At 63.5% G+C, this 19,394-nt stretch carries 14 protein-coding genes and 1 riboswitch; of the genes, 7 read left to right on the top strand and 7 right to left on the bottom strand.

Features of this window, described 5'->3' with window-relative positions; genetic code table 11:
* Positions 1–52: 52 nt before the first annotated feature.
* Positions 53–1,429 carry an MFS transporter gene (locus tag CORGL_RS02310; protein ID WP_013708312.1) on the bottom strand — a complete coding sequence of 459 codons (1,377 nt, stop codon included), beginning with the start codon at positions 1,427–1,429 and terminating at the stop codon, positions 53–55.
* Positions 1,430–1,642: 213 nt separating this feature from the next.
* The gene (locus CORGL_RS02305) at positions 1,643–2,899 is read right to left on the bottom strand and encodes a DUF2130 domain-containing protein (protein WP_013708311.1); all 1,257 of its coding nucleotides are present in this window, start codon (positions 2,897–2,899) and stop codon (positions 1,643–1,645) included.
* Between the two features lie 175 nt (positions 2,900–3,074).
* Here CORGL_RS02305 and CORGL_RS02300 point away from each other — a divergent pair, with 175 nt between their 5' ends.
* The 7 genes from CORGL_RS02300 (at position 3,075) to CORGL_RS02270 (ending at position 11,343) form a co-directional block, all read left to right on the top strand.
* Positions 3,075–3,779, top strand: coding sequence for a response regulator transcription factor (locus CORGL_RS02300; protein ID WP_013708310.1), 705 nt, complete (start codon positions 3,075–3,077; stop codon positions 3,777–3,779).
* A 43-nt stretch (positions 3,780–3,822) separates the two neighbouring features.
* On the top strand, positions 3,823–5,445 hold the full coding sequence (locus tag CORGL_RS02295; protein ID WP_049777666.1) for a sensor histidine kinase: 1,623 nt from the start codon (positions 3,823–3,825) through the stop codon (positions 5,443–5,445).
* 177 nt (positions 5,446–5,622) lie between these two features.
* A complete protein-coding gene (locus CORGL_RS02290; RefSeq protein ID WP_013708308.1) occupies positions 5,623–7,248 on the top strand; it encodes an amino acid adenylation domain-containing protein in 1,626 nt (541 codons plus the stop codon).
* A complete protein-coding gene (locus CORGL_RS02285; protein ID WP_013708307.1) occupies positions 7,241–8,455 on the top strand; it encodes a diaminopimelate decarboxylase family protein in 1,215 nt (404 codons plus the stop codon). Before CORGL_RS02290 ends, CORGL_RS02285 begins: the two co-directional genes overlap by 8 nt.
* 46 nt (positions 8,456–8,501) lie before the next feature.
* Positions 8,502–8,735 (top strand): phosphopantetheine-binding protein, encoded by a 234-nt coding sequence (locus CORGL_RS02280; RefSeq protein WP_013708306.1) that lies wholly within the window; start codon positions 8,502–8,504, stop codon positions 8,733–8,735.
* A 10-nt stretch (positions 8,736–8,745) separates the two neighbouring features.
* A complete protein-coding gene (locus CORGL_RS02275) occupies positions 8,746–10,323 on the top strand; it encodes an MBOAT family O-acyltransferase (RefSeq protein WP_013708305.1) in 1,578 nt (525 codons plus the stop codon).
* A 12-nt stretch (positions 10,324–10,335) separates the two neighbouring features.
* Positions 10,336–11,343, top strand: coding sequence for a hypothetical protein (locus CORGL_RS02270; RefSeq protein ID WP_013708304.1), 1,008 nt, complete (start codon positions 10,336–10,338; stop codon positions 11,341–11,343).
* Positions 11,344–11,360: 17 nt separating this feature from the next.
* Here the strand turns inward: CORGL_RS02270 and CORGL_RS02265 are convergent, their stop codons facing one another.
* From CORGL_RS02265 to CORGL_RS02240, 5 genes are all read right to left on the bottom strand, one after another.
* The gene (locus tag CORGL_RS02265; protein WP_013708303.1) at positions 11,361–12,476 is read right to left on the bottom strand and encodes a YitT family protein; all 1,116 of its coding nucleotides are present in this window, start codon (positions 12,474–12,476) and stop codon (positions 11,361–11,363) included.
* A gap of 165 nt (positions 12,477–12,641) precedes the next feature.
* Positions 12,642–15,377: a magnesium-translocating P-type ATPase gene (gene mgtA / locus CORGL_RS02260; RefSeq protein ID WP_013708302.1), complete on the bottom strand. Its 2,736-nt coding sequence runs from the start codon at positions 15,375–15,377 to the stop codon at positions 12,642–12,644.
* A 288-nt stretch (positions 15,378–15,665) separates the two neighbouring features.
* A riboswitch (M-box (ykoK) riboswitch) is annotated at positions 15,666–15,824 on the bottom strand.
* 110 nt (positions 15,825–15,934) lie between these two features.
* A complete protein-coding gene (locus CORGL_RS09310; protein ID WP_013708301.1) occupies positions 15,935–16,966 on the bottom strand; it encodes a class C sortase in 1,032 nt (343 codons plus the stop codon).
* A gap of 227 nt (positions 16,967–17,193) precedes the next feature.
* Entirely contained in the window at positions 17,194–18,507 is a 1,314-nt protein-coding gene (locus CORGL_RS02245; RefSeq protein ID WP_013708300.1) for a hypothetical protein, read from the bottom strand.
* A 182-nt stretch (positions 18,508–18,689) separates the two neighbouring features.
* Positions 18,690–19,391 (bottom strand): hypothetical protein, encoded by a 702-nt coding sequence (locus CORGL_RS02240; protein ID WP_013708299.1) that lies wholly within the window; start codon positions 19,389–19,391, stop codon positions 18,690–18,692.
* Between the last annotated feature and the right edge of the window lie 3 nt (positions 19,392–19,394).

Below are 19,394 nucleotides of genomic sequence, written 5' to 3'. Positions count from 1 at the left end.
CAAAAGCTTTTCCTGCCTTCCGTATGCAATCAAGTCTTTCTCAGGACCAGCGTCAGGATCGACGTCTGCGCGAGGCCCCCACCGGCGAGCGAGCGATGTAGCCGATCAGCACGGCCACCATAAGAAACGAGATCGCAAACGATGCCGAAAGTCCCACGGCAAACGTCGAGAACGCGGTCGCGAGCACACCGAACACCGCGATGCCGATCGCGCCGCCCACCTGTCTGAGCATGTTGAACATCGCGCTGGCGATACCGGCCTCCGAGGACGGCGCGCTTGTGAGCACGAGGTTGGCGAAGGCAGGCGCCGAGATGCCGTTGCCGATGCCCACCAGCGAGACCGCCGCGGCGATCTCGAGAGCGCCCAGCGCCCGGGAGCAGGCCAGAAGCGCCGCGAAGCCCACAGCCATGAGACTCACGCCGACGATCATCGTGAACTTGATGCCGCGCCAGTTGGAGAGACGGGCGCCGAGCAGATTGCCGGCGGCCGAGATGAAAGCGGTGGGAACGAAGACGAGGCCGCTCGCCAGCGGTGACAGCCCGAGCTGCTGCTGCAGGAAGAGCGTGCACATGAACACCACGCCGTTCCAGTTGAGGATCATGACGAAGCCGCCGAGAAGCGCGACGCGCATCCCATGCGGTCCGAACAGACCCAGCGGCATCATGGGATGGGCCACCCTCGTCTGCGAAACGAGAAACGCCGCGACGCCGATCACGCCGACGGCCAGCAACCCGACCGGAAGCGGATCGGAAAATCCGATCGAGCCGCCCTCGATGATGCCACCGACCAGACAGCCCAGCCCGATGATGGCCAGCACCTGCCCGATGAAGTCGAACGGAACGCTCACCGACGGCGAGCGCTTGAGGCCGCGACACAGCCCCAGCAGCACGATGCAGACCGGCACGTTGATCGCGAACACGAGACTCCAATGGATCGGCACGAGGAGTCCTCCGAGCAGAGGTCCGCACGCGGTCGCAGCCGAGCCCCCGATGCCCCAGATCGACAGCGCGAGCGAGCGATCGTGTTCGCGACTGTATGCCTCGTTGATGATCGACATCGAGGAGGGCAGGATGAGCGCCGCCGATATGCCCAGAAGCAGACGTCCGCCGATGAGGATCTGGACGGTGGGCGCCAGCGCGCACACCAGCGAGCTCAGCGCGAAGCCGACGGTCCCGGCGAGAAAGATGCGCTTGGCCCCAAAGCGATCCGACAGGTTGCCCGCGAGCAGCAGCAGCGTGGCGAACGGCAGCGTGTAACCGTCCACGATCCACTGCTGAGCGGCCATGCCACCGCCCAGCTCGGAGCTGATCGTGGGCAGCGCGATGTTGGTGATGAGCACGTCCATGCAGGCCAGAAAAAACGCCGCGCAGGCCACGGCGGTCGGAATCGGATCGAAGGACATCGGGCGGTCGGTCGTGTGCGATCTCATGCTCATCCAATCTGCGGTGTGAAACGTTTCCTATCTGTGATACACCCGCGCGCGGCTCCCCGCGGCGAGGCCGCGTCAAGCGACACGCGGATAGCACACGGATCCGCATGGAGCAAAGGCGAGCTCGCGGACCGCGGGCGGTCGAGCTCGCGAGCCTCGCGTCGATGCGCTTCATCGTGCGGGGGCGACGGGCCCGGGCGCGGTGGCGCTGAGCTATTCGGACGCGTCGACCTCGTCGCCGCGGGCCTGCTCGAACTTCTTCTTCATGGTCTCGTTGCCCCGCGTGAGCCGGCGTATCGTGAGGCGCTCGGCCTTGTCGTTGGCCAACCGCAGATTGCGATCGGAGGACATCAGGTTGTCCTTCACCTTGTTCAGGTGATCGATCGTCTTATCGATCTCATCGATCGCGCTTCGATACTTTCTGCTCGCGAGCTCGTAGTTCTTCGCGAAGCCGTCCTTGAAGTCATTCACCTTCCGCTCGAATGTGGTGACGTCGATGTTCTGCTGTCGCACGGCGGCCAGCTCGCGCTTGGCGGCCAGCGCGCCCAGCGCTGCGCTGCGCAGCAGGGTGATCATCGGGATGAAGAACTGCGGCCGGATGACATACATCTTGGGGAAGCGATAGGACACGTCCACGATGCCGGCGTTGTACAGCTCGCTGTCCGGCTCGAGCAGACTGACCAGGATCGCGTACTCGCAGCCCTTCTTCTTTCGGTCCTGATCGAGCTTGCGGAAGAAGTCCTCGTTTCTATGCCTCGATGCCGTGGTATCGATCTCGTTTTTCATCTCGAACATGATCGAGATGATCTCGGTGCCGTCGTCGTCGAGCTCTCGGAAGATGTAGTCTCCCTTCGTGCCCTCGACCACCTCGCTGTCCTTTTCGAAGTAGGCTCGCGGAAACGCGGTCATGCGGAGCCGGTTGAACTCCGTCTCGCAGTGCTGCTCCAGGCTCTCCCCCACCATCTTCGTTGAGAGGCGCGCTCTCATGTCGCGCAGGCGCTCGATCTCCTCGTCCTTGAATCGCACCATCTCCTCGCTGGTGCGTTTGACCTGCTCGATCTCGGTGGCGCGCCGCGCCTGCTCGCGCTCGAGCGCGGCGGCCGCCTCGCGCAGATCCGAGGTGCGCTGGATCCTCTCGCGCTCGAGTGCGGCGGCGATCTCGTCGCGCGCTCGCTCAGCTCGGCCGACGGCCTGCGCGACGGCCAGCTGCCGCTCGGTCTGCGTTGCGCTCAAGCGTTCCCTCAACTGCGCGAGCTCGGCGTCGCGCGCGGCCACGATGCGCTCGAGCTCGGATTTCGCGGAGGCGGCGGCGAGCTCGGCCGCCTGCTTCTCCTCGCGCTCGTGAGCCTGCTCGCGCGCCTCCAGCTCCCGCAGAAACTCCCGATCGCGCACCTGCTTGACGATCGCGGCGTAACCGCTCTCGTCGACCTGGAACACCGTCGCGCACTTGGGACACTTGATCTCGTTCATGATGACCTCCGAACTTTCGTCTGCGGCTCCATCCTCGCATACGATAGCGCATGCGAGGCCCACTCGATTGCAGGGAACTTGTCAAATACATGTATGCGCCGATCTCAGGTGCGCCCGGCGACTAGAATGTAGAGCAGCTCTTGCATGCGCAAGCGGTACGGGGAGGTGCACATCTGTGGCGGACACCGTTCTCATCGCCGAGGACGACGGGGACATCATCGAGATACTCTCGTTGTATCTCGGAGGCAGCGGCTACGAGGTGCGCGCCGCGCGCAACGGAGCCGATGCCCTTGAGATTCTGCGTCGGGAGCAGGTGGCCGTCGCGCTCGTTGACATCATGATGCCCAAGATGAACGGATACGACCTCATCAAGGCCGCGCGCGCCGAAAGCCAGGTCCCCATCATCATCATATCCGCGCGCGCCGAGGCGGCTGACAAGATCATCGGACTCGATGCGGGCGCCGACGGCTATATCACCAAGCCGTTCGACCCCTTGGAGGTCACCGCATACATCCGCGCGGTCCTGAGGCGCGGAGGCTCCCATGGCCACGCGACGCAGAGCCTCTCCGGCAGAGGCGATGGCCGCATTCAGGTGGGCGATCTCGAGTTCGACACCGAGCGCCTGTGCTTGGCGAAGGGCGGCGAACCCATCGCGCTGACCGCAGCCGAGCTGAGAATCGTCGCGGCTCTCATGTCACGTCCGGGCCGCATCTTCACAAAGGCCCAGCTCTATGCCTGCGTGAACGGCCGTCCCTGCGACAGCGGGGCGAACAGCGTCATGGTCCACATCTCGAACATCCGAGCGAAGCTCGAGGACGATCCGCTGAGCCCGCGCTTCATCAAGACCGTCCGCGGGCTGGGTTACCGCCTTGAAGGCTAGCGGAGCCGCCCGAGGGCCGCGGGGGCGGCTCCGCGGCCGCCAGATGAGCTGGCGCTCGGCGCGCAGCGGGATCGCCCGGGCGCTCGGTGCCGCCAAGGCGAGTCTGGCCATGCGATGCCTGGCGAGCGTCTTGCTCTATGCGCTCGTGATCGCAGCTCTGCTCTTCGCGGTCGATTCGGTGCGCAATTCGATGTTCGACAACGCGTTTCCCTCTATGTCCACCGTGCTCGCCCACAGCTCCGCGCTGGCGCGCGACGATTTCGAGGAGCTTTCGGACACCGCTCTGGCCCGATGTCACATCGTCATCTTCGACGCGGACGGCGGCAGGCTGTACGCATCGAGCAGAAGGATCGCCAGGCAGATCAGTCCCGATGAGCTATCCGTCATCAACGACTACGACCAGCGAACGTTCTACGAGGTATTCTCTGGAAGGGCTGACGGAGATGACGGTTACACGATTCTGAGCTGCACCTTCGATGCAGGTTACATGAAGCGCATCAAATCGAGCTGCACCTTGGACAGCGACCTCAACATCTTGGGCGGCTCGCTGTTCCAGGGACGGCGCGCCCTCAAGAAACAGGAATTCGACTTCATCAAGGGCATCTACAACACGAGCATGTCCGTCGAGCGCTATGACTACCGAACCGCCAGCGGCGAGGCGCGCACCCTCGTGCTCATCGCCCCGCTGGTGAGCGATGCGGCCTACGCGCGCGTCGTCGCCGAGGCGAACCGCGTGTGGATCTTCGCCGCCCCGCTGTTTCTCGCCGCCACCGCGGGAGCCGGATGGTGTATGGCCCACCAGATCAGGCGTGCGACCCGGCCGCTCGACCGGGCGATCGGAGCGTGGCGCACGCAGAGGGTCTCTCTGGTCGACCGAGAGGGGATCCCCACCGAGCTGGTTCCGGTCTACGACAGCTTCGTCGAGCTCATGAGGCAGGTCGAGCGAGCACATGACGAGCGCCAGCGTCTCATCACGGACATCTCGCACGATCTCAAGACGCCGCTCACCGTGATACGCGGATACGCCCGGGCCTTTCTGGACGATCGGGTTCCGGCCGACAGGCGGCGCGCGTACTTCTCCGCCATCAGCGACAAGGCGGTAGACGCCGCCGAGATGATCGACGACCTGTTCGCCTACGCCAAGATGGAGCACCCCGAGTACCGGCCCCAGATGAAGCGCGAGATCCTCGGTGAGCTGATTCGCCGCATCGGCGAGGAGGCTGACGCCCAGGTCGAGCAGTCCGCCTGCTCGCTCGATATCTCGCTGCCCGATCACGAGATGGCGGCATTCGTCGACGCGCAGCTCATAGGGCACATGCTCTTGAACCTGATCGCGAACGCGTGCGCCCACAACCCCGCCGGTACGCAAATCCTCGTGAGCCTGAGACAGCAGGGCGCATATGCCGAGCTGAGCGTCGCCGATGACGGCGCGGGCATTCCGCCCGATATAGCGGAGCGCGCCTTCGAGCCCTTCGTGACCGAGAACACGGCGCGCACGCCGGGGGGCGGATGCGGATTGGGGCTCGCGATAGCCAGACGATGCGCGGAGCTGAACGGGGCAACCATCGCCATCGCCGAGCGGCCGCACGCGCCCTGGCGCACCGAGATCCTGGTGAGGATCCCCCTAGCCGAGGGGCCGGCGAGCGGGTTGGTCGGATCCAGATGAGAACGGCACATGGATCGCAGGCCGGCCGAGCGAGGCGAATCGAGACATATAAAGAAATCTTTAGGATCCACTCAGTCTGCCTTAAGACGAGCCTCGTATGATGAGTACGTCTCAGTTGCCTCACATGACCCTCACGACAATCATGATAACCGGTACGGACTTAGGCGGTAGCTCCCCATGGTATCAAGCGCACTGACATTTCTCGAGCGAAGCGCGACGCGGCACGCCGACGCGCGTGCCGCAGTGGATGAGAACGGCTCGCTCACCTACGCCGAGCTGCTCGATCGCAGCCGACGCGTCGGCTCCGCGCTGCTCGCTCGCGACGGCGCGCCGCGCCCGGTCATCGTCTTCATGGAGAAGAGCATCGATGCTCTCTCGACGATGCTCGGGGCGCTCTTCTCGGGGAGCTTCTATGTCCCCCTCGATCCCACCACGCCCCCAGAGCGAGCCCGGGCCGTGTTCTCCACGCTCTCGGATTGCCTGGTCGTCGTGAACGAGCGGACGCGCCCCTCAGCGGAGAGCGCCTTTCCCGCCGAGGCGATCGAGGACGTCAGCGCGTTGCTCGCCGGGCGGCTCGATCCGCGCGCGCTTGATCGCGCCGCGGCGGCGCGTCTGGACACCGATCCGGCCTACGTTCTGTTCACATCGGGTTCTACCGGCACGCCGAAGGGCGTCGTCGTGAGCCATCGCGCGCTCGTGGACTTCATCACTCAGTTCACATCGACCTTCGACCTCACCTGCGATGACATCATCGGCAATCAGGCTCCGTTTGACTTCGACGTCTCAGTCAAGGACATCTACGGCTCGATGGCGGTCGGTGCCACGCTCGTCATGCTGCCCAGGCGGCTGTTCTCCGAGCCCGCCGCCCTCATAGACGCGCTGCGCGCCCATCGCGTGACGACGATGATCTGGGCCGCCGCGGCGCTGTGCCTGGTGAGCACCCTTCACGGGCTCGACTACGCTGAGCTTCCCTGCGTTCGCCGTGTCATGTTCAGCGGGGAGGTCATGCCGCTCAAGCACCTGCGCGCCTGGCAGAGCCACCTGCCGCAGGCCCTCTTCGTGAACCTGTACGGACCCACGGAGATCACGTGCAACTGCCTGTACCACGTCGTCGATCGAACGCGATCCTACGATGAGGGCATCCCGCTCGGCGCTCCGTTCGCGAACCGGCGGGTGCTGCTGCTCGACGAGAACGGCAGGCCCGTGGAGCGCGCCGATGAGGTCGGTGAGCTCTATGTCGGCGGGACCTCGGTCGCTCTGGGCTATTACGGCGACGAGGCGCGCACCGCGACCGCCTTCATCCAGAACCCGCTCCAGAGCGCCTATCCCGAGATCGTCTACCGAACCGGAGATCTGGCTCGGCGCTCGGCTGACGGCGAGCTGTACTTCTGCGGTCGAGCGGACAACCAGATCAAGCATCAGGGGCACCGCATAGAACTCGAGGAGATCGATGCGGCGTTCGAGCGCCAAGACGGCGTCGAGCGGTGCCGCTGCGCCTACAACGCCCGCTTCAAGCAGATACACGCGTTCTTTGAGGGCGATGCCCGCGCGGAGACGCTGCGCGAGGCGATTGCGGCGTATCTGCCCGCGCCCATGGTGCCGACCTCCATCAGCCGCGTGGAGACGATGCCGCTCACGAAGAACGGCAAGGTCGACCGCGCAGCCCTGCTGGAGTTCGCGCGCAGCGCGCGGCGCGCGGCGCGGTCCCGCGAACGCGGGGGGCGCGCCCATGCGGGCCGCACCGATCCGGCGGGTGCCCTGGCAGGCATCGCCAACGCATCGAACAGGAGCGATCATGAGTGACGACCGACTTTTGGAGCTGGCGGCCGCCTTCGGCACGCCGCTGTACATCTTCGATGAGGCGGTGCTCGCGGCACGGGTGGATGCGCTGAGACGGGCGCTGCCCGACGTCGTCGATCTGTGCTACGCCGTGAAGGCGAACACGTTCATCGTGCCCGGCCTCGCCGGCTCGGTGGAGCGCTTCGAGGTCTGCTCGCCGGGCGAGCTCGCCATCTGCGAAGCAGTCGGTGCGCCCGCGAGCGATATGGTCATCTCCGGGGTCTACAAGGATGCCGCCACCGTCGAGCACGCGCTGGCCGGCCCTGCGATGCCCGCGGCGCTCACCGTCGAGTCGAGCTCGCAGCTCGAGCTCATCGCCGACGCCGCCGCCGCGGCGGGCGTGCGCGCTCCGGTGCTGCTGCGCCTCACGAGCGGCAACCAGTTCGGGCTCGATCGCTCCGAGATCCTGCGCGCCGTCGATCGCTTCGCCGAAGATGAGCGCGTGGAGCTTTTGGGGATACAGTTCTTCTCGGGCACCCAGAAGACCTCCCTTCGCCGCATCGGACGCGAGCTGGACCGACTGGACCGACTTGTCGCCGAGCTGGTAGATGAGCACGGATGGGCCCCCGGCGAACTCGAATACGGACCGGGTCTGCCGGTCAGCTATTTCGAGGCCGACAGGTTCGACGAGACGGCGCTTCTCGCCGAGCTGGGGGACATGCTGAGGGGCATGGCGTTCGGCGGCCGCATCACGCTGGAGATCGGTCGATCCATCGCGGCGTCCTGCGGGACCTATCTCACGAGCGTCGTCGACACGAAGGTCAACGCCTCCCAGCGCTATGCCATCGTGGACGGCGGCATGCACCAGCTCGTCTACTATGGCCATTCCATGGCGATGAGACAGCCTCCCGTGCGCCTGCTCGGAGCGGCGGGGAGCAGCGGGGCCGAGCAGGCGCAGCCGTGGAACATCTGCGGCGCGCTGTGCACGATCAACGACATCCTCGCCAAGCAGCTGCCCGTGGAGGGGCTCGATGTGGGCCGCGTGCTCGCGTTCGAGACAGCCGGGGCCTATTGCGTCACGGAGGGGATGTCACTGTTCCTCAGTCGGGATCTTCCGGCGGTGGTGCTGCTGGGCGTCGATGGAGCACCCCGGCTCGCGCGCGAGAGGATGCGAACCGACGTGCTGAACGCTCCGGGGGGCCTCGCATCCGAGCTTGAACGTCATCAGTAACGGAGTTGACGATCGAACCCGATCGTCACGACAAGAAGGAGAGCACATGGACGCGATACTGGATATTCTAGAAGAACTCAAGCCCGGTCAGGACTATCGCGGGCGCACCGATCTCGTCGACAGCAGAACGCTCGACTCCCTCACGATCATCGCGCTCGTCTCAGAGCTGGAGGACACGTTTGACATCGTGATTCCCGCCGTCGAGATCGTCACCGATAATTTCAACTCACTCGATGCGATCTGGAAGATGGTACAGCGACTGCGCGAAGAGGATCTGTAGGCCCGAACACATGACATCCTATTTCTCCGTGGCGGTGCTCGCGATCTTTCTGCCCGCCACCCTTCTCGTCTACCGCCTCACCACGCGGCGTGCCCGCTGGATCGTGCTGCTCGTGGCGAGCTACGTGTTCTTCTGGAGCATCAGCGGCGACCTCATCGTCTTTCTTCTCGGCTCGACCGTATCGATCTGGGCACTCGGATTGCGGCTCGGAGCGCTGCAGCGGCGCCGACGCGCCGCGATGAAGCGCGCGGGCGCGGACAGACGAGCGATCAAGAGGGCCTACCGGCGGCGCATGCGCTTCTGGCTCGCGCTCGGCGTCGCGGCGAACTTCGGCGCGCTGATCGCCGTCAAATACCTCGGATTCTTCGGCTCGCTCGTCGCCGGACTCGGCATCCGCGTGCCCTGGGTGGTGCCGGCGGTGGGCATTCCGATCGGCATCTCGTTCTACACGCTGCAGGCGGCCTCCTACCTCATCGATGTCTATCGCTGCACGATTCCAGCCGATCGCAATCTGGCCCGACTCGCCCTGTTCATGGCTTTTTTCCCCGAGATGACCGAGGGCCCGATCTGCCGCTACGCTGATACCGCCGAGCAGCTGTGGGCGGGCTCGGACGTGACGGCGCAGAACCTGCTTCAGGGCTCGATGCGCATTCTGTACGGCCTGGCGAAGCGGATGGTCGTCGCCAATCGGCTGAACGCGTTCGTGAAACCGGTCTTCGAAGGGTACGCCTCCTTTGACGGCGGCATGATCGCTCTCGCTGCGGTGCTCTACACGTTCCAGCTGTACTGCGACTTCTCCGGCACGATGGATTTCGTCGTCGGAACAGGACAGATGTTCGGCGTGAGGATGCCCGAGAACTTCCGTCAGCCGTTTCTCTCCAAAACGGCTTCGGAGTTCTGGCAGCGCTGGCATATCACGCTCGGAACCTGGTTGCGCGACTACGTGTTCTATCCGATCTCGCTCTCCGGTCCCGTCAAGCGATTCGGCAGATTCGCCCGGCGCCGTCTCGGCAACGTCTACGGATCGATCGCGTCGAGCGCCATCGCGTTGTTTTTCGTCTGGCTCGGAAACGGGCTGTGGCATGGGGCGGGAACCCAATACGTTCTGTTCGGCATGTACTATTTCGTGCTCATACTCGCCGGAGGCGCGATCGAGCCCACCGTGGCCGCGCTGTGCGCGAAAGCCGGCATCGATCGGGATGCGGCATGGTATCGCAGGCTGCGCATCGCCCGAACGATCGCGGTCATCTGCACCGGAGAGATGCTGTTCCGCGCTTCGAGCGCCCAGGCTGCGCTCTCGATGGTCGGCGCCGTCCTCACAAGGTTCTCGCTCGCCTCCCTGGTTGATGGCACGGCGCTGGCGGTCGGCATGGACGCGGCCGATTTCGTCGTTGTCGGATGCGCGCTCATCGTCATCGTCGCCGTGAGCCTCGCTCGCGAGCACGGCGCATCGCCGAGCGAGACGATCTGTCGCGGACGGGTGCCGCTGCGCTGGGCGGTGCTGTGCGCCTTGGCCATGGCAACCGTCGTGTTCGGAGCCTACGGAGCCGGATACATGCCCGTCGATCCGATGTACGCTCAATTCTAAGGAGAGGGACCGATGGTCGATCTCAGATTCCGCGCGCGCGGCGCTCGCGCGGCGCTCGCTTTGGTTGTCGCCCTCGCCGGAGGCGCTGGCGTTCTCTCGGCGGCGTCCTACATCGTGGAGCCCAAGAACAACCAAGCCGAATTCGGTATGATCGAGGCGCGGGCGAATGGCGTGCTCGGTGAGCCGGACGACTCGATCGACGCCGTGTTCATCGGTGACAGCGAGGTGTTCAGCGCGGTCTCGCCGCTGCAGATGTGGGGCGAGCGGGGATTCACCTCCTATGCGTGCTCGACGACGGCCCAGCAGCTGTGCTACACGCGCACGCTGCTGCTGCGCGCGCTCGCGCGACAGCATCCCCGGGTCGTCGTACTCGAGTCGGATTGCTTCTTCTATCCCTTCACGGCGGCTGACGGTCTCAAGCGCGAGATACAGGATGTATTCCCCGTCTTCGAGTACCATGACCGCTGGAAGAGCCTGGGCCCGCAGGACCTCTTGGGGCCGCTGCGCCACACCTGGACCGACGATCTCAAGGGCTTTCGCCTGAACGCCTCGATTAAGCCGGTCGATGCGCTGGCCGACATGAACCGCGTCAGGAGCGATGCCGAGCTGCCCTGGATCAATCGGCTCTACATCGCCGATATCGCTCGGATCTGCCGCGACCACGGAAGCGAACTCGTGATCGCGACCGTGCCGAGCATGAAGAACATGAATGACGCACGGCACGCAAGAATCCAGCAGATCGCCGATGAACTGCATGTGGACTACATCGACCTCAACGATGAGAAGCATGACACCGGGGTGGACTGGAGCCATGACACGAGAGACTTTGGCGATCATGTGAACATCTTCGGGGCGAAGAAGGTCTCCGCCTCCCTCGGCGAGATCCTGAGCTCGAGGTACAACCTGCCCGATCATCGCGGCGACCCCGCATACCGGGGATGGGAGACCGCGCTCGCGCGTTACGATCGACGCGTCGATCGGCTCATCGCCGAGGCCGGTGCGGATTCCCAGAGGCCCTGATGTCGCCTGCGGCGCGGCTAATCGATCGGCGGCCGATAGAAGTTGCCGAAGAAGTTCTCGGTCCGCATCACGTTCACGACGGCCCCGCCGTCTTCGACGCGCACGAGTTGGATGACGTCATCGAGTTCATAGGCTGAGATGACGGTGTTGATCAGCCAGTAGCGATCGCGACTGCGCCCGCCGAGCACCTCCATGACCGATGAGCCATGCTTGTGAACCCTGTTGTAGGCGGCGAGGATCTGATCTGGTTTCTGGGTTATCACCTGCAGCGTCAGCCTATCGTAGCGATGGTAGAACATCTCGATGGTCTTGGTCGAGATGAACTGGAATATAATCGAATACGCTGCGGCCTCCCAACCGAACAGCGCACCGAATACGGCGAGGACGATGCAGTTCCCAACGAAGACCGATCCCCAGATCGACTTTCCGGTTCTGTTCGAGACCATGAGCGAGATGAAATCGGTACCCGCGGTGGATGCGCCCCCGCGCAGAGCGAGGGCGATGGAGAATCCATAGAGGAAGCCACCGAACACAACCTCGAGCATCGGCGTTCTGATGATGGCCGCGAAGTTCAGAAACCTCAGAAACATGCTCGCGGACACCACCTGCACCATGGAGAAGATGACAAAGCGCTTGCTGATGCTTCTCCAGCACAGGAGCGCCACCGGAACGTTTAAAACGAGCATGCCGGCGAATGTGGGAAACGAGACCCCGAACAGCGAGGTCACGCGATCGATCAGAATCGCCAGTCCCGTGAAACCGCTCGAGAGCAGACCAGCGGGCTGCACGAAAACCTGAATCGTGTACGCCTGCAAAAATGCCGAGAGAACGACCGAGGAGAGCGTGACGCACCTGCGGACGATGGTCCGACGGCGAAGATCCTTCAGGCGGGCGAGCTCTGCCTTGAGGTCGATCTTGGCCTCGGGCAGGCCGATCCAAGCATGCTTGGTCTCGCGCGCGGACGCCTGCCGTCGCCTTTCGTCTATCCGGTCGAGCACTTCGCGCCTGCGCGCCTCGCGCTCCTCCCGAGATCGTCTGACCGCGCGGTCGGACGGGTCGCGCATCCCTGAGACGACGCGCCTCAGCAGGCGCGCACGTGATGACTTCTTTCGCGGCTCACGCGGCTGATCCATCGCGACCCAGCTCCCGTCTTGAATCCTGCGAGGCGCGACGCGGGCGCGCCCCTGCCGACAGACCCAACCATAGACGGTTCCCCGGAAAACGCGTCCCGCATGGGATCGCGCGCAGACAAACGGCATATTTTCACAGACCGGATCTGCGCGCGACAGCAGCGCGACTCAGAGCAGCTCGCCGTAACGAGCGATGAAGTGACGTTTTGCGATCTGGGCCAGGCCCATATAGAGCATCACGGTCACGATGAGGCCGGGGAAGTAGATGAACGGAAGCGATGTCAGACCGATACCGGCGCCGAACGGCGTGAACGGGATTGCGGTCAGCACCGAGATGCCGACGACGGTGAGCAGCGTCAGAGGAGCTGCGGCGCGGCTCTGGATGAATGGGATCCTCGGCGTGCGAATCATATGAATCACCAGCGTCTGCGTCCACATGGACTCGATGAACCAGCCCGACTGGAACAGCGCTATATATGTCGCCGCGAGCGCGGGATCCGTGATATCGCCGAACAGGCGCCCTCCCGTCAGCGCCGGGCACACGACGAAGTACATCAGCAGATACGTCGTGATATCGAACACCGAGCTGGTCGGACCGATCCACAGCATGAACCGGCCGATGCTCGACGCGTTCCAGCGGCGCGGAACAAGCAGATAGTCGCTGTCCACGTTGTCCCAGGGGATGGCGGTGCATGAAAGATCGTAGATCAGGTTCAGCAATATGAGCTGCAGACCCACCATCGGCTCGAAGGGCAGAAACGCGCTGGCGAGCAGCACGGAGAACACGTTGCCGAAGTTCGAGCTGGCGGTCATCTTGATGTACTTGATCATGTTCGCATAGGTCTTGCGGCCCTCTATGATGCCTGACTCCAAGACTGTGAGATCCTTTTCGAGCAGGATGACGTCGGCGGACTCTTTCGCGACGTCGACTGCCGTGTCCACAGAGATCCCGATGTCCGCCGCCTGCATGGCCGCGGCGTCGTTGATGCCGTCGCCCATATAGCCCACATTGGAGCCGTTCTCGCGAAGCGCGCTCACGACGCGCGACTTCTGCTTCGGAGACAGCTTGGCGAACACGTTGTGCTCGCGCACGACGCTGGCAAGCTTGCGCTCGCTCATCGCCTCGACCTCCGAACCCAGGACGATGCGCTTGACCGGTATGTTCACCTGCCGGCAGATCGTCCGGGTGACCTTGTCGTTGTCCCCCGTCAGAATCTTCACGTCCACGCCGTGCCGGTTGAGCGTCTCTATCGCCGTCGCAGCCGAGGGCTTGGGCGGATCGAGGAAGGCGAGGTAGCCGAGCAGGGTCATGCCGCGCTCGTCCCTCACGCCGAAATCCGCCGTATCGTTCGAGACATCCTTGCGCGCGACGACCACGACGCGCATGCCGTCCTCGTTGAGCTCATCGGCTTTTTTGAGCACCGATCTCTTGATCTCGTCGGTCAACTCGACGGCATGTCCGTCGCGCTCGACAAAATCGCAGATGGATATCATCTCCTCGACGGCGCCCTTCGTTATGATCTGCGTCGCGCCATGGCGGTCGGCCACGACGACGCTCATGCGGCGCCGCTCGAAATCGAACGGGATCTCGTCCACCTTGAGAACGTGCTCGGCGAGACCCATGGAGATCGTTCCATCGGCCTGCGCCTCCTCCAGGCTGCTGATGATCGCAGAGTCCATGAGATTGCGCAGACCGGTCTGAAAGTGACTGTTCAGATACGCATGGCGCAGCACGCGATCAGATTTTTCGCCGTCGACATCAAGATGGTACTCGAGCACCACCTTGTCTTGCGTGAGGGTTCCGGTCTTGTCCGTGCAGAGCACATCCATCGATCCCAGATTCTGGATCGAGTTCAGGTTCTTCATGATGACTTTCTTCTTGGACATCGACGTGGCGCCCTTGGCCAGACACACCGTGATGATCGTGGGGAGCATCTCGGGCGTGAGACCGACCCCCACCGAGATCGCAAAGGTCAGAGCCGCCACCCAGTCGCCCTTCGTGACACCGTTGATGATGAACACGACAGGGACCATGATGGCCATGAAGCGGATGAGCAGCCAGGAAACGGAATTCACACCTTTCTCGAAACCCGTTTGAACCGGTTCCTCGATCGCCTGGGACATCGATCCGAACAGCGTGTCGTCCCCGGTCGCCACGACCACGCCCGACGCGCTGCCCGACACCACCGTGGTGCCCATGAACGCCAGGTCGGGAACCTCGGTGAGCGTGTCATAGGGGGGCTCGATCGATCCAGCTATCTTTTCGACCGCGATGCTCTCCCCGGTGAGGGCCGACTGGCTCACAAAGAGGTCCTTCGCGGAGAAGATGCGCATGTCCGCGGGGACCATGTCACCGGCGGCGAGTCTGACGATGTCTCCGACCACGATGTCCTCGATATCGATCTCGCGCTCGGGCTGATCGGCACCGCGCCTGCTCACGAGCGCCGTGGTCGTGATCATCTTGAGCAGGTTCTCCGCGGCGTTGCCGCTGCGCATCTCCTGAACGAAGCGCAGAAGACCCGAGATCAGAAACATCACCGCGATGATGACGACCTTGGTGAAGTCGCCGCTGCCCGGTTCGGCCAAGATCACATCGGTGAACAGCGAGACCACGCCGAGAAAGATCAGGATTCCTGTGAAGGGGTTGATGAATGCGGACACGAGCCGTTTGGCAAGCGAATCGCGATCGCCGCGCGTGACGACGTTCGCGCCGAAGCGCTCGCGCGCGTCCTCGACGGCATTCACGTGCACTCCGAGCTCGGAGGTGGAAAACTTCTCGAAGAGCTTGGGGACGTCCGCTCGCGCGGCGAAGACCATGCGCTCCTCGACGGCCATGCGGCGATGATCGGCCGCGGTGCCGCTTCTGGTATTCGGTTGCACTGTGAGTGCAGATTGATTGATCATCTTCGATCATTCCTCCCGTGGAACGGCAGCGCGCAGCGCCCCGTCCCGGGTCCGGCAGCCGTGAGGATCACAGCTGCGCATACGGATGTATCAGGAAATGTCGAAGAGGCGCGCCTTGGCCGCGCACGGAGCGGGACATGCGCCCGCACCGGTTGCTAGAGCTGCCAAGGAGCAGCGACTTCGACTTCGTGAACAGTCATCCATGTCCCACCTCCTTAATGAAAAATCCCCTGCCGAACCCATGTGCGACAGGGGATTGCGCAAGCAGATGCAGGCACTCGACAAGCACCTGTGACCCCGTCGTCTGAGTTTCGGCTTCGCAGGGCGATGCTGTTGCGTTAGTCCATGCCTTCACTCGACATGGACTGCTGGCCTGCTGGTGATGTCTCCATCACTTCGCGGCAGCAACCCGTATCCCTGCGGTAGCCTCACCTACCGAGTCGGTAATGAAACCGAGCGAAGTATAATCCTTGTGACATGTGATGCCAAGACGCGACGAGTTCTCCACATTGCGCATCCACGTGACGGACGCGCGCCTCCGCGACCGCGCAGAAGGGTCACTGCCGATCGTCGCGACCTTCGCGGCAGCGCTCGGCATCATTGCGAGCGGTCAGCGCGCGCACGCGCGCCGCGTGCTTGCGCTCGCGCGACTGCCGGTACAGCCGCCACGCGCTCGTCAAGATCGCGAGCCCGCACAGGACCGTGAGCGCGAGACCCAAGATGCGCAGCCAATCCTCGAAGACGAGCATCGGCGAGGCGGTCGATGCGGTCGGCGGCAGAAAGCCCGTGATCGCATCGGCGATCGCCCCTGGGTCGGCTGCCTTGGGCTTGGCGTCGGTCTTCTCGCAGAATACGAGGTAGCGTTGTGAGTTCTGTCCGTAAGGGTGACAGGTGAACAGCGTCAGCATATCGCGACCGCTCTGAATGTTCAGCGCATCAGCATCCGCCTTGTCGATGATCTTGGTTGAGACGGTCGCGTAAACGATGGTCTCCCAGGGCGTCTCGACGACGACTTGATCGCCCGGCTGCATGCTCTCGATATTCCTGAACATGAGCAGACCGTGCAAGGCGCCGCGATGGGCGGCGACCACGGTGTTGGAATCCTTCTCGCCGAGCGGCATCGAGGTGCCCGCTATGATGCCGGCCCCCTTGTTCATATGATCGTCCGTCGCACCGAGATACAGCGGAAGGGTCACGCTCATACGGGGTATCGTTATGCTGCCGATGATGCCGTCGGGCAGACCGAGATCATTGAGCTCGCCGCCGTTGAATGCGAACGGATCGTTGATCTGCTGGCTGGTGCCGGTGCGAACGGCCTCGTTGTAGCGCTGGAGCTTGAGATAGGTTGAGTCGTTGCTCTTCGAGCGATATGTGACTCCCCCATCGACCGAGGTTTGCTGTGCGGCGGAACCCTGCACGAGCTCCCTTCGCATCTTGCTGAGTGCGGCGTCTGATTCTCCGCGCGCAGCGATGCTCGAGGCGGCGGGATAGAAGATGAACGCGGCTCCGAGCATAAACAAAACGATGCTCAGCACAAGCGAGACCTTGCTCGCCGGACATTGCGCACCCCTCTTCCTTGCTCTAGGCATCCCGCTGGTCCTCCTGCGTCCCCTTCGCATCGCAAAGATGGCTCAGGCCACAGCAGATGCGCTTCGTTGTTCCATCATGCAGCTCCGGTCGAAGAGACTCCCGTTATCTCATTTTCGACTCAACATAGTAATGATAGAGGAATCTGCAAAAGGATGCTTGTCTGAATTGTCAAGATAGGCGGTTCTTTCCGCACTCGACGGCACCGGCGCACATGGGAGAGCCAGATTCAGGCGCACATCCCATAGAATGTGATATCCACCTTGGAGAACAGATCATTTTGAAAATCGCTCCACGCCGAGGTGGCTTTGGAGTTCGATTCACTGTATTGCTGGTATGCCACATAGTATACCGCCATCGCCTGATCATAGGTGGCGGAGTCCGATGTGAAGTGCTGATCCTTCAAGACCGCGTGGAGCGGTCCGGTCTCGTCCGCCCACGTGCCCTTCGCAGCGTCCCACTCCTTGCCGAGGAGCTTGATGATGTAGTCGGCGTAGCCCTTCGATGCCGCGTCGCCCTTGCCCCCGGGGGGTTCATCGGGCGGCAGGGGCATAGATGCTCCTGCTGCGGAATCGCCGACGACCTGCGCGTAGAGCTTTTGGATCAGCGCCTGATCCTTGACGATCTTCTTCGCCTGATCCTCACTCACCTTGAAGCGCGACGCGATCGTGGAGTAATCGCTGACGCCGATCTTCGTCTGCGCGTAATCGGTCATCTCGTTGTCCGACACGGAGAGGCCGCGCTCGGACGCGACGTCGGTCAGGATCTTGCTGCGCACCTCATCCAAGATCGACTCAACCGAAGGCGTCGTGTAGGTACCTTCCTCATTCTTCGACATGTCAACGCTGGCCTGCCCCTCGATGGCGTCACGCGCCGTGATAACGTGATGCTGGCCCTCATAGGTGTAGCTGGCGACCACGGTTGCGAGCTGGTCCTCGCCGAATGTAGGCTTTCGAATGCCGTGAGGGGCGAAGCCGCCCCCCAGCGCGAACAGCGCGACGCCGCAGACGATGACGACGAGCACGGCCGCGGCGATGAAGGCGGTGATCTTGCGGCGGCGCTTGCGATGCGCGGCCGAGCCAAAGTCCGATCCTCCGACGCCTTCCGAGGCGGCGTGACTTCGAGGCTCGCAGCGTGACGCCGAGCCATCCGCATCCGCATCTCCAGCGTCGAGAGCATCGCAGCTGTCGAGATCATCGGGGATGACGTCATCGAGCGTGCCGGGCTCGGGTTCCTCATGACCCAGATCTCGTCGCGAATCGCGGGCGCCGTCGCCCGTTGAATCCCGTCCGGAGTCATCGTCGGGATGCTCCGCGGCATCCGGCTCGCTCGCGACATCGGTGTCGGCGTCCTCGACGCTTCCGGCATCCTCGTCGGTCGCGTCGGTCCGCGCCGTGCTCTGATCGGCCGATATCTCCTCGGCTGAGGCGCCCTCTACGATATCGACCTCGCTTTCCGGCAGATCACCCGGAACATCAGATCGCTCGATGATCTCGATGCCGCTGACCTCATCCCGCTCGTCCCTCTTCTGAAAAAGGCCCATCTGCCAGAACTCCTTTTGTCGGTGCGCCCATCCAGGCGATGCGAATGAACAAAGAATACTACGGCGTCCCGATCGCAGAGCAGCAAAAGCGGCTCGATTTGCGGAGTCGCATCTCAGGGGGACAAAGAACGCGCGCGATCACGAGGTCGGCACAGGTTCGTCATACGATATCCTTGCGATCTCTAACGGACGACATCGGCCTCGTCATCATCGGATGCCGGCTTCACGCGGGCGCGCTTCTTCGGCGCGTTGAACTTGAATCGCTTCGAGAGCATATCGTAGATCTCGCGCGAACGGGCCTTGAGATAGCTGCCCTTGCCGTTCTCCGCATCAAATTGGATGCGGCCCGCCAGCTCCTCGGCGACGCTGCCGGTGATCTTGCCTGACGCGAAGACATACAGGCACCCCAGCATATCGCGATACTCGAGATCCCCGTGGTAGCACTGGATGGCCTCGTCCAGCATGGGCCACACCTTCTTCGAGCGTCCGCGATCCGTGGCGCCCCACGTTGTGAGCAAGCGAAACGCAGACAGCCTGAGCGCGGGCGACAGCTCGTCGAACAAGGCCGCCTCCGCGCCGTCGAACGCGGACCCGACCTCCTTTGCGCACACCGGAACGAGCGAGGTGAGCGCGTCCAGGATCTCCCATCGGGTCTGAGCCTCAGGGCGGTAGAGCGCGTCGATGAGCTCGGCTGCGAACGGAGCGACCATGCCGGGGTCGCGCGCGCTGAGCAGGGCGACGACACGTGCGGAAAACTGTCGAGAGCGACGAGACGCGCTGCTCAGGTCTTCGATAAGCGCTGAGAGCGCCGACGAGTCGGTCTCAACGAGTTCGAGTCGCTCGCGCTCCTCGGCGCTGAGCTCCACATCGTTGGTTTCTGTCATGGC

This window comes from Coriobacterium glomerans PW2, assembly GCF_000195315.1.
Lineage (GTDB): Bacteria > Actinomycetota > Coriobacteriia > Coriobacteriales > Coriobacteriaceae > Coriobacterium > Coriobacterium glomerans.
Note: the sequence above shows the minus strand (reverse complement) of the source record. Positions and strands in the feature narration are given on the sequence as shown.